Origin of the sequence: Actinosynnema sp. NPDC020468, from assembly GCF_040642015.1 — a bacterium.
Taxonomy (GTDB): Bacteria; Actinomycetota; Actinomycetes; order Mycobacteriales; family Pseudonocardiaceae; genus Actinosynnema.
In genome coordinates this window covers 102,505-118,058 of record NZ_JBFAEO010000014.1, presented here as the reverse complement: position 1 = coordinate 118,058, position 15,554 = coordinate 102,505, and the positions used below count along the sequence as shown (strand labels likewise).

Below are 15,554 nucleotides of genomic sequence, written 5' to 3'. Positions count from 1 at the left end.
GGATTGGCATCACACGAAGGGGAACGGGTGTGAACGACCTCATCGACACCACGGAGATGTACCTCCGGACGATCTACGAGCTCGAGGAAGAAGGCGTGGTGCCCCTGCGCGCCCGCATCGCCGAACGCCTCGGGCAGAGCGGTCCCACGGTCAGCCAGACCGTCGGGCGGATGGAGCGCGACGGGCTGGTGATCGTCGCCGACGACCGGCACCTCGAGCTCACCGAGCAGGGCCGGAGCCTGGCCATCGCGGTCATGCGCAAGCACCGGCTCGCGGAACGACTCCTGGTCGACATCATCGGCCTGGAGTGGGAGCACGTGCACAGCGAGGCGTGCCGCTGGGAGCACGTCATGAGCGAGGCGGTCGAGCGCAAGCTCGTGACGCTGCTCGGCAACCCCACCACGTCCCCCTACGGCAACCCGATCCCCGGCTTGGACAAGCTGGGCGACGGCGAGCCCGCGCCTCCGGTGGAGGCGGGTCTGGTCCGCATCGACGAGGTGGCCCGCCGCGGCGGTGGCACGGTCGAGGTGAAGCGGATCGCGGAACACGTGCAGATGGACCCGGACCTGATGGCCGAGCTGAAGGCGGCCAACGTGATCCCGGGTCAGCTGGTCGAGGTCGAGTCGTTGGCGGGCGCGAAGGTCGTCCAGGTGCGCGGCAACGGGCACAAGGCCGAGCTGGACCCGGCCGTGGCACACGCGGTGCTGGTGCAGGCGAGGTGATCCAGGCACGGCGCGCCGCCGACGCGTTCTCCGCATCGCGCGGCAGCGCGCCGCACGGTGTCTGGTCCGCTCCCGGACGGGTGAACCTGATCGGGGAGCACACGGATTACAACGACGGTTTCGTGCTGCCGTTCGCACTACCCCACCGGATCGCGGTCGCCGCGGCGCCGCGGTCGGACGGGGTGCTCTCCGTCGCCACCCTCGGCGACGACGGCCGGCTTCGGCAGGCCGCCCCGATCGCGGTCGCCGACCTCGAGCCGGGCGCGGTGACCGGCTGGGCCGCCTATCCGGCCGGGGTGGCCTGGGTGCTGCGGGACGAGGGTGTCGCCGCCGGCGCCGACCTCGTCGTCGCGGGCGACCTGCCCGCGGGCGCCGGGTTGTCCTCGTCGCACGCGCTGGAGTGCGCGGTCGCGCTGGCCCTGCTGGGGCTGGCCGGCCGCTCCCCCGACGACGAGCCGGGTCGGGCGGGTGTCGCGCGCTGGGTCAGGCGCGCGGAGAACGACTTCGTCGGCGCGCCGACCGGGCTGCTCGACCAGACCGCGTCGCTGTGCTGCGTCGAGGCGCACGTGCTGTTCCTGGACGTGCGGTCGGGCAAGGCCGAGCAGGTGCCGTTCGACGCGGCCGCGCACGGGCTCGAGGTCCTCGTGGTCGACACCCGGTCGAGCCACTCGCACACCGACGGCGGCTACGGCGCGCGCCGGGCCGGGTGCGAGGAGGCGGCCGGGCTGCTGGGCGTGCCCGCGTTGCGCGACGTGCCGCCGGACGGGCTGGCCGACGCGCTCGACCGGCTGCCCGGGCGGCTGCGGCCGTTGGTGCGGCACGTGGTCACCGAGGACGAGCGGGTGCTGCGCGCGGTCGAGGTGCTGCGCGCGGGCGGGTTGGCCGACCTGGGTCCGCTGCTGACCGCGTCCCACGCGAGTCTGCGCGACGACTACCGGGTGTCGGTCGAGGAGTTGGACGTCGCGGTGGCCGCCGCGCTGGCCGCAGGCGCGCTGGGCGCCCGGATGGTCGGCGGCGGTTTCGGCGGCTCGGTCATCGCTCTGGTACCTGTGGAGGCGCACGGGACGGTGGTGCGCGCGGTGCTCGACGCGTTCGCCGAGCGCGGTCTGCCCGTGCCGCGGACCTTCACCGGCGTGCCCTCCGCGGGCGCCGGTCGGGACTTCTGACACCACCGCAGGGCAACGAGAACAGTCGGTCACGAACGAAAGCGGGTAACAACGGTGAAGCTGCTCGTCACGGGCGGTGCGGGGTACGTCGGCAGCGTGACCGCGGCCAGGCTGGCCGAGTCGGGGCACGAGGTCGTCGTGCTGGACGACCTGTCCACCGGGCACGAGGACGCGGTGGCCGAGGGCGTCCGGCTGATCGCCGAGAACATCGACGACGTGATCGAGGACGTGCTCGCCGAGGGGTACGACGGCGTGCTGCACTTCGCGGCCAAGTCGCTCGTCGGCGAGTCGCAGGAGAACCCGGCGAAGTACTGGCACGGCAACGTGGGCACGTCGCTGAAGCTGCTCGACGCGATCCGGGCGCACGGCACGCCGCGCCTGGTGTTCTCCTCCACCGCCGCGACCTACGGCGAGCCGGACTCCGTGCCGATCCCGGAGACCGCGCCGACCAGGCCCACCAACACCTACGGCGCGACCAAGCTCGCGATCGACCACGCGATCACCGGGTACGCGCGCTCCTACGGCCTGGCTGCGGTGAGCCTGCGCTACTTCAACGTCGCGGGCGCGTACGGGGCGATCGGCGAGCGGCACGCGGTCGAGACGCACCTGATCCCGCTGGTGCTCCAGGTGGCGCTCGGGCAGCGCGAGCAGGTGCAGATCTTCGGCGACGACTGGCCCACCGAGGACGGCACGTGCGTCCGGGACTACATCCACGTCACCGACCTGGCGGACGCGCACGCGCTCGCGTTGGAGCACGCTGTCACGGGTGAGCACCGCGTCTACAACCTGGGCAACGGGTTCGGCTTCTCGGTCAAGCAGGTGCTGGACGCCTGCCGCGAGGTGACCGGGCACCCGATCCCCGCCGTCGTGGCCCCGCGCCGCAGTGGCGACCCGGCCTCGCTGGTGGCCTCCAGCGAGCGGGCGCGGACCGACCTGGGCTGGAAGCCCGAGCGAGTGGACCTGACCGGCATCGTGCGCGACGCCTGGGAGTTCACCCGGTCGCGCCAGGAGGCGTGATGACGGACCGGACGATCGAAGCCGGTGATTTCGCGGACCTGACGAGCTTCAACGCCGTGCCCCGCCTCGGGGGGCTGGCGCTGTCGCCGGACGGGACGCGGTTGGTGACCGTGGTGTCGGCGCTGTCCCCGGACGGCAAGTCGTGGCAGGGCGCGCTGTGGGAGGTGGACCCCGCGGGCGAGCGGCCGGCGCGCCGGCTGACCCGGTCGGCGAAGGGCGAGTCGTCGCCCGCGTTCACCCCCGACGGCGGGCTGCTGTTCCTGTCGGCGCGGCCGGACGTCGAGGCGAAGCCCGGCGACAAGGCGGCGGACAAGGCGGCGCTGTGGCTGCTGCCGCCGTCGGGCGAGGCGCGCGAGCTGTACCGGCCCGCGGGTGGTGTGGCCGAGTTCGGCGTGGCGCGCGAGGACGGCACCGTGGTGCTGGTGTCCGGCGCGCACCCGTCGGTGGGCTTCGGGCCGTCCGACGAGGAGCACCGCAAGGGCCGCGAGGACGCGGGCGTGACGGCGATCCTGTACGAGTCCTACCCGATCCGGCACTGGGACTCGGACCTCGGTCCGACGTTCCCGCGCGTGCTGGCGACGAGGTCGCCGGTCGGCGTGGACAGCGACCGGCTGGACGCGGACTCGGTGGTCGACCTGACGCCGGCGTCGTGGCAGCGGCTGGACGACTCGCCGGTGGTGAGCCCGGACGGCCGGTGGGTCGCGTACTCGGAGCGGGTGGAGGTGAGCGCGTCCTACGGCCCGCGGATCCGGTTGCGGCTGGCCGCGACCGACGGCTCGGCGGACCGGGTGCTGCTGGAGGGCGAGGGGTACTCGTACTTCCACCCGTCGTTCCTGCCGGACTCGGCGTCGCTGGTGGCGATCCGCGAACTGGACTCGACGCCGGACGAGCCGTGGCACCACGAGCTGATCCGGGTCGACCTGGGCTCCGGTGAGGTCACCCCGCTGGCCGAGGGGTTCGCCGAGGAGCCCGAGCGCCCGGTGGTGTCGCCGACCGGCGACGCGGTGTACTTCACCTCGAGCCACCGCGGCCACCAGCCGATCTGGCGGCTGGACCTGGCCTCCGGCGAGGTGGTGCGGCTGACCGCGTCCGGCGGGTACAGCGAGGTGCGGGTGAGCCCGGACGGTCGCGCGGTGTACGCGGTGCGCGGTGCGTTCGACTCGCCGCCGCGGCCGGTGCGGCTCGACGCCTCGGCGGTCGAGCAGGAGGCCGTCGTGCTGCCGGCGCCCGGCGCGGTGTCGTCGTTGCCGGGCACGCTGACCGAGGTCGACACGGTGGTCGAGGATGGTCGGACGGTGCGGGCGTGGCTCGTGCTGCCCGAGGGCGCCTCGGCGGACCGCCCCGCTCCGCTGCTGCTGTGGGTGCACGGCGGTCCGGTGATGAGCTGGAGCAGTTGGAGCTGGCGCTGGAACCCGTGGCTGATGGCGGCGCGCGGGTACGCGGTGCTGCTGCCGGACCCGGCGCTGTCGACCGGGTACGGGCGCGACTTCGTGCGCGCCGGGTGGGCGTCGTGGGGCGCCAAGCCGTACACCGACCTGATGGCGATCACCGACGTGGCGGCGCGGCGCGCGGACGTGGACGAGTCGCGGACGGCGGCGATGGGCGGGTCGTTCGGCGGGTACATGTCGAACTGGATCGCGACCCGGACCGACCGGTTCTCGGCGATCGTGACGCACGCGTCGTTGTGGCACCTGGACGCGTTCACCGGCACCACGGACGACTCGTACTACTGGATCCGCGAGATGGGCGACCCGCTGAAGCAGTACGAGCGGGTGCGGGCGAACTCGCCGCACCTGCGGGTGGCCGACATCAAGACGCCGATGCTGGTGATCCACGGCGACAAGGACTACCGGGTGCCGGTGACCGAGGGTCAGCGGCTGTACTTCGACCTGGTGCGGCACGGGGTTCCGGCGAAGTTCCTGTACTTCCCGAACGAGAACCACTGGATCCTGACGCCGGGCAACGCGAAGGTCTGGTACGAGACGGTGCTGGCGTTCCTGACGGAGCACGTGCTCGGCGAGCCGTGGCGGCGTCCCGAGTCGCTGTGATGGCGTGGAACACGGAGGAGACCCGCCGGCGCCTGAAGGAGGCCGCGGTCGCGGAGTTCGCCGAGCACGGCTTGGCGGGCACCCGGATGGACCGCGTGGCGGCGCGGGCGGGGATCAACAAGGAGCGGCTGTACAACTACTTCGGCGACAAGGAGCGGTTGTTCACGACCGTGCTCGCCGACGAGTTGGCGAAGATCGCGGCGGCGGTGCCGGTGGGGTCGCTGGAGGACGTGGGCGACTACGCGGGCCGGTGCTTCGACTACCACCGCGAGAACCCGCACCTGGCCCGGCTGCTCCAGTGGGAGGCCCTGGCCCACCGCGACCGCGAGGTCCCGGACCGCGAGCGGCGCGCCGCGCACTACCGCGAGAAGGTGGCGGCGTTCGCGGCGGCGCAGTCGGCGGGTCGGGTGACGACGTCGGTGCCGGCGGCCGACCTGGTGTTCCTGGTGATGTCGCTGAGCGCCTGGTGGTGGTCCGTGCCGCAGGTCGCGGACATGGTGACCGGCGCGGCGGGTCCGGCCGAGGACGACCGCCGCCGGGCCGCGGTCGTGGAGGCCGCCCGGCGGCTCGCCGCGCCCTGAACCCGGTGTCAGACCTTGACCCTGGGCCCGGTGGCCACCACCAGGCCGGCGACGGCGGTCACCGCGGCCAGGGTCAGGCAGACGGGCGCGAACCCGGTGATCGTGGTGACCACGACCGGCCCCGCGCCACCGCCCAGGCCCACCAGGAAGCCGTAGCCGGCCAGGGCGGTGCCCCGGTGGTCGCCGCCCGCCTGGCCGACGATCGCGATGAGGGCGGGGATGGTGACCGCCAGCCCGGCCACGTACACCGCCGAGCCGAGCAGCAGGAGCCACAGCGAGGTCGCGGTGGCCTCCGCGGCCAGTCCGGCGGTGGCGGCGGCGAACGCCAGGCCGGCGACCCGGTGCGCGCCGAACCGGGTGATCATCGGCCCCGCGAACGCGCCCAGCAGGATGCCGGGCAGGCCGGGCAGCCGGAGCAGCAGCAGGTCGGCGGCCTCGGTGATGCCGTAGCGGTGCGCGACCTCGGCGTTGAAGGCGGTGTACATGCCGACGAACGTCAGCAGCAACGTCACCGCCCCCGCGTACCCGACCAGCAATTCGCGCCGCCCGAGCAACTCCCGGAACGCCCCGACCACCGACCCACCGCTCACCGCCCGCCCGGTGGCGGGCAACCGCGACACCGCGAAGGCCACGACCAGCAGCACGGGCGCCATCAACCAGAACACCCAGTGCCACCCGAGCCCGTGGTCGACCAGCAGGGCGAACCCCTGCCCGACCAGCCCGGCCACGAGGAAGCAGCTGGACACCGCCGTCACCGCCACCGCCCGCCGCCTCACCGGCACGGCCTCGGCGACGTGGGCGAGCGCGACGGAGGGGAAGGCGGCCGCCGCGAACCCCTGCACCACCCGCACCACCAACAGCACCTCGAACGAGGGCGCGGCCCCGGCCACCACACACGCGACCGCCCCGGCCACCACCCCACCCACCATCACGTGCCGCCGGTCGAACCGGTCGGAAGCGGTGCCGAACACCAGACTCCCCACCGCGAACGCCAACCCGAACCCCCCACCGACCCAGGAGGCCGCGGCGAGCGACACCCCGTAGCGGTCGGCGACGCCGGGCAGCAGGGGCACGGTGAGGTAGAGCTGCGCCACCACGACCACGGCGCCGAGCATGAGGACGACGACGGGCACCAGCCAACGCTGGGATGCGTGCATCGACTATCTCCAACCTAGTAGTTGGATTTCACCCTAGGCCCGCCTTCACCTCGCCTTCCAACGTTACGGATGGAATGTGACCCGCGTCCCATGCTGAGAGCGGCACTCTCGGCGTGGCCGACGACCCGGGACGGCTTTCCGAAGCCAGCGCCGAACCCTGGGGGCTCGGGGATCGAGCTCGCCGAACGCAGTGGCCGAACCGGCCCAGCGGCGACTCGCGGCTGTCGGCTCGCTCCGCGAGGTCGCGCACCTCACCACGGACGTGGCCATGGCGAAGCGACCGCCGCCCCAGGGGGGAGGCCCAGCGCTGGGGATTGCGGAGAGCAGTGGCCATGGCGCAGCCCGCCGCCCGCAAGCGCGGCGCTTCGGTGCACGGCTCGCTCCGCGAGTCCCGCGCCACACCGACGGACGTGGCCGTGCCGAAGCGAGCCCGGAAGGCCGCCACGACGCCAGTCGGCTTGGCGCTTTTGGCTCCACCACGGCAATCCGAGCCGCAGACCCCACGCCCGTCCAGGACCGCCGCCCCGGGCAACGCCCCAGGACTCGGGATTGCGGAGCGGTGGCCACGGCGGCCACGGCGGAGCTTGAGCCGCCCGCGCCCGCGCCCGCCGCCCGCAAGCTTGCCGGTGTGGCGCACGGCCCGCTCCGCGCGGTCGCGCGCCACACCGATAGGCATGGCCGTGCCGAAGCGAGCCCGGAAGGCCGCCATGACGCGAGTCGGCTTGGCGCTTTTGGCTTCACCACAGCGATCCAAGCCACCCACGCCTCAAGCCCGCCCAGGATGGCCGCCCTGAGGGTGAGACCCCAGGACTCGAGATTGCGGGCAGTGGCCAGGCGGAGCTTGAGCAGCCCGCAGCCCGCAAGCTTGCCGGTTCGGCGCATGGCACGCGCCGCGAGGTCGCGCGCAACACCGACGGGCATGGCTGTGCCGAACCGAGCCACAAGGGCAGCCACGACGCGAGTCGGCTTGACGCTTTTGGCTCCACTACGGCAATCCGAGCCGCAGACCCCACGCCCGTCCGGGACGGCCGGCCCCGGGCGAGGCCCAGGACTCGGGATTGCGGAGCGGTGGCCATGGCGGAGCTTGAGCCGCCCGCCGCTCACAAGCTTGCCGACCGCTGCCCGCAAGCTTGCCGGTTTGGCGCAGGGCTCGCTCCGCGCGGGTGCGCGCCACACCGGCGGGCATGGCCGTGGCGGAGCGAGCTCGGAAGGCTGCCACGACGTGGGCCGGCTTGGGCTTTTGGCTTCACCACGGGGATTCGAGCCGCCCACGCCTCAAGCTCGCCCAGGATGGCCGCCCTGAGCGCGGCCCCAGCGCCTGGGATTGCGGAGCAGAGGCCATGGCGGAGCTTGAGCAGCCCGCGTCCGCTGTCCGGAGGGTGGCGCCCGGCACCCACAAGTTTGCCGCCTGCTGCTCGCAAGCTTGCTGGTTTGGTGCACGGCTCGCTCCGCGCGGGCGCGCGCCACGCCGGCGGGCATGGCCGGGGCGGGGCGAGCCCGGAGGGTGGCGGCGGCGCGAGTCGGCTTGGGCTTTTGGCTTCACCACCGGGATCCGGGCGCGGACGCCACGCCCTTCCGGGACGGGCGCGCTGGGGGAAGCACCAGGCTTGGGGCGCGGAGGGCCGTGGCGGAGGTCGCCACGGGGATGGCTGTGGCGGACTCCGCACGAAGGGCAGCCAGGGTGGGGCCGGCTTGACGCGGTCGGTTCCGGAACGGCGATCCTGGCTCTCGCGGGAGGTGCGCTCGGCGTCGGGAGGGTCGGTGCGGAGGAGGGCTGGTGCTCGGGATTGTCGCGGGTGGCCGGGGGTTGGAGTGCTGCCGGTTGGGCGGAGTGCGATCGGGGTGGTGTGGCTGGCGGTAGAGGTGCGGGTGGGTGAGGGGGTGGGGGTCATGGTGGGGGCCAGGCGGCTTGGGCGGCTTTCAGGGCCAGGTCCCTTACTTTTTCCGGGGGTAGGGCCATGTCCAGGGCTGCTTTCAGGAGGGTCGTCAGGGTGTGGCCCGGGTGGGCTTTTTCGGCTTCCTCCAAGGCGACTCGGGCCAGGGCGCCCTCGCCGCGCAGGTACGCGGTGATCGCCAGGAGGGTGGCCGGTTCCGCTCGTTCCGGGGCCGGGGTGGATCTGGTCAGTTCGGTCCACAGGCGTTCGGCGCCCACGTGGTGCTCGCCCACCGCGTAGGCCAGGCACGAGTCGCGGACCCAGAGGTCGGAGAGGGCGTGGGCGAGGGCGGCCACCTCCTCGTCGGTCAGCGGGCGCTTGCGGGTGGCGGCGCGCAGGACCTCCGCGTGCACCAGGGCTCGGCCGCGTGCCGGGTCGGCCGGGGTGACGACGGCGCGGTCGAGCAGCGCGGCCCGGCGGGACAGGGCCTCCGGGTCCGACGGGGACAGGTGTGAGCGCAGCTCCTCCCGGCTGCGGAACGTCACGTGGCCCGCCATCGCGGACGCGGCGGCGACCGGGGACGTCGCCGGGTTCGCCACGCGGCCCCACTCCCGGACGTCGTGGTAGCTGAACCACCGGGCGTCGTGCGCGGTTTCCGACGTCCACACCGAGAACAGGACCGGCACGCCCTCGACGGCCAGCGCGACCTCCAGGGCCGCCGCCAGCTCCGCCTCCGGCAGCACCTCGGGAGGGTCGCCGCCACCGCCGCCGACCACGACGACCAACACCGCGTCCGCCCGGTCCAGCACCGGCGGGAGCAGCAGCCCGGTCGAGAGCGGCGTGCCGCGCGGCGGTGGCAGGTCGGTGCGCAGGGTCAGGGTGATCGCGCGGCCCTCGAGCACCAGCAGCACGAGCGAGTCGGAGGGGTGGAAGCCGAGCAGGTGGGGCACGGCGGCGAGGAGGTCGGCGGGGGTGGTGACGTGGGTTCGGGGCATGGGTCGAGGGTGGCGCGGGAGGGTGGGGTGGTGCCACGGGGTTCGGTCGAACTGTGGACAGGTCGGGGGGCTGTGGACAAGTCCGGCCCCACGAGGGCCGACGAGGCGGGAGGGCCGTCCGGAAACCCGCGAGTTCGAGGACTCGGCGGCCAGCAAGGCGAGTGGCGGGAAGACGACGCCGGCGGCGGCGAGCGGCGACGGCGGGCCGGAGGTGGTCGGAGCGGAAGGGCTCAGCAGTCCGGCGCCACGCGGCCGTCCGAGCCCGTGTACACGTAGGCGTCGGAGACGTAGCCCGGTCCGATCCGGTCCCACAGGTCGGTCGTGCCGTACTTGCCGGTGACCGTGGACCCCTTGGCCTGGCAGGAGATCGTCACCGTCGCGCCGTCCGCCACCGACCCCACCGCGGCGTACGACGTGCCCGGCCCCGACCGCACCGTCACGGACGCGCCGCTGTCGGTCCCGATCGTCCCCGCGACCCCCGAGCACGAGTTCCGCGACGTGTAGCTGCGGGTGCCCCAGTACAGCGCCTGCGCCCCGTTGAACACCGCCTTCACGTCGACCCCGTTCAGCCGCTCCTCGAAGTGCAGGTGCGGCCCGGTCGACCCGCCGGTGGACCCGACGTTCCCGATCTGCTGCCCCTGCCGCACCGACTGCCCCACCGTCACCCGCTGCGCGGACAGGTGCGCGTACCGGGTCCGGTAACCACCGCCGTGGTCGAGTTCCACCCACCGCCCGTAACTGGTGGCACCCTCGTTCGCCACCCGCGTCACGGTCCCGCCGGCCGCCGCCACGACCGGGTCACCGTCGTCACCCGAACGGTTGAAATCGACCGAGTTGGCCGGGCTGTGCCCGGTCCGGGTCTGCCCCTCCCACACCTGACCGCACGGGAACGGCAGTTGGAAGGCGGGCGCCGCGGTGGCCTCCCCCTGCACGAGGACGAGGCCCACCAACGGCGCCACCAATGCCACCAGCACACGCTTCATCCGCCACCTCCGCGAGACGCACGACCTGGCCCAGGATCGGACCACGACCGGCCGCGGAGGTGGAAGAGTCACCGGGTGATCACTCGGTGAACAACTATCCAACCGCCTTGCGCAACGCCGAGGGACCGCCCACCACGGGCAGCTCGACCGTCGTCGACGCCAGGTCCAGCGACACGCCCGCACCGGGCTTCGGCCGCAGCGTGTAGTCGTAGTCGCTGGACAGCAGCACGAACTCCACCGCGTGCCCGGCCTTGACGACGTAGTCCTTCGGCTCCAGCTCCACGTCGACCTTGTACTGCTTGCCCGGCTTGACCGGCAGCGTCACCGACGGCGACACCCGGTTCTGCGGATCGGTCCACCCGCGGGTGATCACCCGGCTGGTGCCGTCCGGCGCGCGGTCCACGAGCAGCGCGGTCACGTTCGCCGCCGGCTTGTCGAACGACACGCCCAGCGACACCTTGGCCGTGCCGGAGAACCGGAGGTCGGTCGCGAGCGCCCGGGTGCCGTAGGACAACCGGTTCGGCGACGACGGCAGGTTCGCGAGCGACTCCGCCGTCACGGTCGCGTCGTCGGTCAACGACTCCACCACCGGCCGGTGCGGCTGCGCCAACCCCAGACCGCCCTTGGCCGAACCGCCGGCCGACGGGTAGACCCGCGCGGTGGACGTGCCCGGAGCGGGCCAGTCGGCCTCGTCGGTCCACGTCACGCCGTCCTCGCGCTGGATCGTGGCCTTCGGCTCGCGCTGGATCCCGTTGTCGACGCCGTACAGGTAGTGCGAGAACCACCGGTTGAGCGTCCGCCGCCACTCGACCGACCGCAGCACGTCGGGGTCGGTGTGCCCGGACTGGTGCAGCCAGATCTTGTGCTCGACGCCGTTGCGCCGCAACGCCGCGTACCACTGCGACACGTTCTTGAGCTTCACGTTCCAGTCGTTGAGCCCGTGCACGGCGAGCACCGACGCCCGGACCTTCGACGCGTCCTTGACGTAGTTCCGCTCGTCCCAGAACGCGCTGTAGTCACCGGTCACCCGGTCCTGCTTCTTCACCAGGTCCGCGATGACGGGCTTGCAGATCTCCCGGTCCGCGCGCGTGTAGACGTAGTCCGCCAGCACGTCCAGGTCCTCGCCCTGGTACGTGCCGGGCGCGACCACGGCGCCGTCGGCCCGGTAGTAGTCGTACCAGCTGGAGATCGCCGCGATCGGCACGATCGTCTCCAGCCCGCGCACGCCGGTGGACGCGACCGCGTTGGGCAGGGTGCCGTTGTACGACACGCCCATCATGCCGACCTTGCCGGTGGTCCAGGTCGCCTTGACGTTCTTGCCGTCGGCGTCGCGCGCCGACGCGCGGCCGTTGAGCCAGTCGATGACCGAGCGGGAGCCGATGGTCTCGTTGCGACCGCCCGAGGTCGGGCAGCCGGTGGACTGGCCGGTGCCGAGCGACTCCGCGTACACCACGGCGAACCCGCGCGACACGAAGTAGGCCTCGTACCGGGCCGAGGTGATGCGACCGGCGTTCGGACCGACCGCCGCCGCGATCCGCTCGTCGGCGTCCGCCTTCAGCAGCGAGCCGTCCCGCCGGTCGAGACCGCCGTGCCGGTTCGGCACGTACAGCTCGACGTCGACGTTGTGGTTCGTCACCTCGTTGCCGCCGGAGAAGTACGGGCTGTTGAAGAACACCACGGGCACCTTCAGCCCCTGGTCGGTCGCCTTCTGGCGGACCACCTCGGTGTACACCTCGTCGTCGCGGCCGTCGCGGTCGCTGTCGACCGGCGCGCGCACCCACAGGCTCTCCCGCACCACGTCCGTCGAGCTGAAGACGGGTTGCGCCTCGCCGTCGACGAACACCGGCCCCTCGGCCGCCCGGGCGACCGCGGGCACGAAGCCCAGCGTCACCAGCGCCGCGAGCAGCGCGGTTCTCCGTGCACGTTTCACGCCAACCCCCATCATGTGTAGGACAAGGTCGCTGCGCACCCTCCCGCCCGTCCGCGAGACGTGTCAAGACCGTCCCAAGTCCACTGTGGACGGTGGGCGCAGACCCGACGATCGGCCCTTGACCAGGCACTCGGACCTGTGCAGACTCGGCACGCCACGTGCAGTCCCGGCACGGTCGAGGCGACTGGTCCGGGTGGCCCGCGCCCGGTCGGCGGAACCGTCCACAAAGGACTGGACAGGGTCCGGCCGGTTCACCCGGATGAGTCCAGGGCATGCTCCGGCCCGACCGCATAAGCTGAGTTCATGACGTTGCGCCAGTTCGAGTACCTGGTCACGGTCGTGGACGAGGGGTCGTTCACCCGGGCCGCCGAACTGCTGCACGTGACCCAGCCCGCGCTGTCGCACCAGATCAGGGCCCTGGAGCGGACCGTGGGCACGCAGCTGCTCGACCGGCTGCCCCGCGCCGTGCGACTGACGCCGGCCGGCCGCGCCTGGCTGCCGCACGCCCGCGCCGCGCTCGCCGACGCCGAGCGGGCCGCCACCTCCGCCCGCCGCGCCGCGGGCCTGGAGTGCGGCGAACTGCGCGTCGCCACGGTGTACTCGCTGACCCTCGGCGCGCTGGCGCCCGTGCTGCGGCGGTGGCACGCGCTGCACCCCGACGTGCGGGTGACCCTGTTCGAGCACCGGCACGCGGACGAGCTGCGGGTGGCGATGACCGAGGGCCGGGCGGACGTCGCGGTCGGCCCGGCGCCGACGAGCTGGGCCGGCACCACGACGGTGCTGGGCGAGGAGGAGTTCGTGGTGGTGCTGCCGCCGGACTGGCCCGAGGGCGACACGATCGACCTGTGGTCGCTCAAGGACGTGGGGTGGGTGCACTACGCGCCGACCAACGGCCTGGCCGACGTGGTCGACGCGGCCTGCCTGGCCCGGGGTTTCCCCCCGCGCGCGGCCGTGCGCACCGAGCAGACCGCCGCCGCGCCGGTGCTCGCGGCCGCGGGTCTGGGCCCGGCGCTGGTGCCGCGCAACGTGCTGCCCGCCGGGTTCGACGGTCGCGTGCTGCGGCCCGACCCTCCGGTCCGGCGCGCGCTGGTCGCGTACACGCACCGCGACGCGGACCCGTTGACGACCGCGTTCGTCGCGCTGCTGGTCGAGGCGGGGTGGTCGGTGTGAGGCTCGTGGTGCTGGGCGGCGGCGGGTTCCGGGTTCCGCTGGTGCACAACGCGATCCGGTCCGACGAGCGGATCACCGAGCTGGTCCTGCACGACGTCGACGCGCACCGGCTCGCGGCCGTGCGCGCGGTGCTCGCCGGTGGTCCCCCGATCACCGCGACCACGGACCTGGACGAGGCGCTCGCGGGCGCGGACTTCGTGTTCTCCGCGATCCGGGTCGGCGGGTTGCGCGGACGCGCGGTGGACGAGCGGGTCGCGCACGCGCACGGCGTGCTGGGTCAGGAGACCGTCGGCGCGGGCGGTGTCGCCTACGGCCTGCGCACGGTGCCCGTGGCACGCGACCTCGCCCGGCGGATCGCCCGGCTCGCGCCGGAGGCGTGGGTGGTCAACTTCACCAACCCGGCCGGGCTGGTCACCGAGGCGATGGCGGAACACCTGGGCGGCCGGGTGATCGGCATCTGCGACTCGCCGGTCGGCCTGTGCCGCCGGGTCGCGCGCAAGCTGGGGGTGACCGACCCGGTGTTCGACTACGCGGGCCTGAACCACCTGGGGTGGCTCCAGGGCGTGTCGACCGGCGGCCCGAACCTGCTGCCGGGCCTGCTCGCGGACGACTCCCGGCTGGACTTCGAGGAGGGCAGGCTGTTCGGCGGCGAGTGGTTGCGCGCGCTCGGCTCCGTGCCCAACGAGTACCTGCACTACTACTACTCGACGCGCGAGGCGATGGGCGGCGACCGGGGCGCTTTCCTGCTGGCGCAGCAGGAGCGCTTCTACCGGGGCGAGGTCGACTGGGAGACCACGCGGCTGGAGCGCGAGGCCACGTACATGGCGCACGACCGCGAGGGCGACCGGGACTCGCTGGAGGGCGGCGGGTACGAGCACGTCGCGCTGGCGCTCATGCACGCCCTCGCCGGCGGCGACCCGACCACGCTGATCCTCAACGTGCGCAACGGTTCCACACTGTCCACACTGGACGAAGAGGCCATTGTGGAGGTGCCGTGCGCGGTGGACCGGACGGGGGCGCGGCCGCTGCCGGTGAGCCCGCTGCCCGACCACGCCGGCGCGCTGGTCGCGAGCGTCAAGGCGGTCGACCGGCTGGTGCTGGAGGGCACCCGGTCGGCCGCGCTGAAGGCGTTCGCGCTGCACCCGCTGGTCGACTCGGTGTCGGTGGCGCGCGACCTCCTGGAGGCCTACGCGACCGGGCACCCGGAGCTGGCCTACCTGAGGTGACGGCGCCCCAACGAGTCCGCGCGCCGGGTCGTCTCCGGCAGCCGCACGGTGCACAGCCGCAGCACCTCGGCGCACGCCCGGTCCAGGTCGATCCGGTGCCCCACCGACACGAACACCGGTTTGACGCCGACCCGGGTGCGCAGCGCGCGCCCGACCACCTCGCCGTCGTCCAGCAACGGCGAGCCGGACCCGCGCTCGGGACCCGGCGCGTCGAACGGACCCATCGGCGTCTTCGCGACCCCGATGCTCGGCAGGTCGACCAGCACTCCCAGGTGGCACGCCAACCCGAACCGCCGGGGGTGCGCCAACCCCTGGCCGTCGCACACCAGCAGGTCCGGCGCGACGGTCAGCCGGCCCAGCGCCTCGACCAGCGTCGGCAGCTCGCGGAACGCGAACAGGCCTGACACGTAGGGGAAATCGGCCCGGCCGAGCACCACCGCGGAGTCGACGGTCTCCAGGGTCTCCCGGTCCAGCACGACGACGGCGCCCGCCACCCGGTCGTCGTCCGCGTAGGACACGTCCAACCCGGCCACGTGGCGGGGCGCGAAGTCGGGCGCGGTGGTCGTGGACACCAGCGGCCGCAGGCGTTCCTGCTCCGCGACGGCCTCCTCCGGCGTCGCCGGTGGGCGGTGGACGCCCTCGTGCTCGCTCAACGCCGCCCCCCCTGATCCAGTGGTCGCGCGGA

At 73.4% G+C, this 15,554-nt stretch carries 12 protein-coding genes; 7 read left to right on the top strand and 5 right to left on the bottom strand.

All coding sequences use genetic code 11. The annotated features are described in order from the left end of the window. Positions 1–29: 29 nt before the first annotated feature. From AB0G50_RS13135 to AB0G50_RS13115, 5 genes are read left to right on the top strand one after another with little or no spacing between them, the layout of a single operon-like run. Positions 30–722 carry an iron dependent repressor, metal binding and dimerization domain protein gene (locus AB0G50_RS13135; protein WP_360106458.1) on the top strand — a complete coding sequence of 231 codons (693 nt, stop codon included), beginning with the start codon at positions 30–32 and terminating at the stop codon, positions 720–722. Continuing rightward, a complete protein-coding gene (galK, locus tag AB0G50_RS13130; protein ID WP_360106455.1) occupies positions 719–1,888 on the top strand; it encodes a galactokinase in 1,170 nt (389 codons plus the stop codon). The genes AB0G50_RS13135 and galK overlap by 4 nt, the downstream gene beginning before the upstream one ends. 54 nt (positions 1,889–1,942) lie before the next feature. Next, the gene (gene galE, locus AB0G50_RS13125; protein ID WP_360106452.1) at positions 1,943–2,905 is read left to right on the top strand and encodes a UDP-glucose 4-epimerase GalE; all 963 of its coding nucleotides are present in this window, start codon (positions 1,943–1,945) and stop codon (positions 2,903–2,905) included. Further along, a complete protein-coding gene (locus AB0G50_RS13120) occupies positions 2,905–4,953 on the top strand; it encodes a prolyl oligopeptidase family serine peptidase (protein ID WP_360106449.1) in 2,049 nt (682 codons plus the stop codon). The genes galE and AB0G50_RS13120 overlap by 1 nt, the downstream gene beginning before the upstream one ends. After that, on the top strand, positions 4,953–5,534 hold the full coding sequence (locus AB0G50_RS13115; protein WP_360106446.1) for a TetR family transcriptional regulator: 582 nt from the start codon (positions 4,953–4,955) through the stop codon (positions 5,532–5,534). Before AB0G50_RS13120 ends, AB0G50_RS13115 begins: the two co-directional genes overlap by 1 nt. Positions 5,535–5,542: 8 nt before the next feature. On the opposite strand, the gene AB0G50_RS13110 is transcribed toward AB0G50_RS13115, so the two are convergent. From AB0G50_RS13110 to AB0G50_RS13095, 4 genes are all read right to left on the bottom strand, one after another. Continuing rightward, a complete protein-coding gene (locus AB0G50_RS13110) occupies positions 5,543–6,667 on the bottom strand; it encodes an MFS transporter (protein WP_360106443.1) in 1,125 nt (374 codons plus the stop codon). A 1,912-nt stretch (positions 6,668–8,579) separates the two neighbouring features. After that, positions 8,580–9,560: a DUF4192 domain-containing protein gene (locus AB0G50_RS13105; RefSeq protein ID WP_360106440.1), complete on the bottom strand. Its 981-nt coding sequence runs from the start codon at positions 9,558–9,560 to the stop codon at positions 8,580–8,582. A 230-nt stretch (positions 9,561–9,790) separates the two neighbouring features. Next, positions 9,791–10,543: a peptidoglycan DD-metalloendopeptidase family protein gene (locus AB0G50_RS13100; RefSeq protein ID WP_360106437.1), complete on the bottom strand. Its 753-nt coding sequence runs from the start codon at positions 10,541–10,543 to the stop codon at positions 9,791–9,793. Between the two features lie 94 nt (positions 10,544–10,637). Beyond that, a complete protein-coding gene (locus AB0G50_RS13095) occupies positions 10,638–12,473 on the bottom strand; it encodes a Xaa-Pro dipeptidyl-peptidase (RefSeq protein WP_360106434.1) in 1,836 nt (611 codons plus the stop codon). A 303-nt stretch (positions 12,474–12,776) separates the two neighbouring features. Here AB0G50_RS13095 and AB0G50_RS13090 point away from each other — a divergent pair, with 303 nt between their 5' ends. Further along, complete coding sequence (locus AB0G50_RS13090) at positions 12,777–13,643, top strand: LysR family transcriptional regulator (protein WP_360106431.1); 867 nt, start codon at positions 12,777–12,779, stop codon at positions 13,641–13,643. Continuing rightward, entirely contained in the window at positions 13,640–14,869 is a 1,230-nt protein-coding gene (locus tag AB0G50_RS13085; RefSeq protein ID WP_360106428.1) for a 6-phospho-beta-glucosidase, read from the top strand. Before AB0G50_RS13090 ends, AB0G50_RS13085 begins: the two co-directional genes overlap by 4 nt. Here the strand turns inward: AB0G50_RS13085 and AB0G50_RS13080 are convergent. Continuing rightward, positions 14,857–15,522, bottom strand: a complete 666-nt coding sequence (locus tag AB0G50_RS13080; protein ID WP_360106425.1) for an endonuclease V — start codon at positions 15,520–15,522, stop codon at positions 14,857–14,859. The two genes, AB0G50_RS13085 and AB0G50_RS13080, sit on opposite strands and share 13 nt — an antisense overlap. Positions 15,523–15,554: the final 32 nt, after the last annotated feature.

Coding starts and splice junctions, on each gene's coding strand:
- AB0G50_RS13090 (WP_360106431.1), top strand. CDS start 12,777: ATGACGTTGCGCCAGTTCGAGTACCTGGTCACGGTCGTGGACGAGGGG.
- AB0G50_RS13120 (WP_360106449.1), top strand. CDS start 2,905: ATGACGGACCGGACGATCGAAGCCGGTGATTTCGCGGACCTGACGAGC.
- AB0G50_RS13100 (WP_360106437.1), bottom strand. CDS start 10,543: ATGAAGCGTGTGCTGGTGGCATTGGTGGCGCCGTTGGTGGGCCTCGTC.
- AB0G50_RS13105 (WP_360106440.1), bottom strand. CDS start 9,560: ATGCCCCGAACCCACGTCACCACCCCCGCCGACCTCCTCGCCGCCGTG.
- AB0G50_RS13115 (WP_360106446.1), top strand. CDS start 4,953: ATGGCGTGGAACACGGAGGAGACCCGCCGGCGCCTGAAGGAGGCCGCG.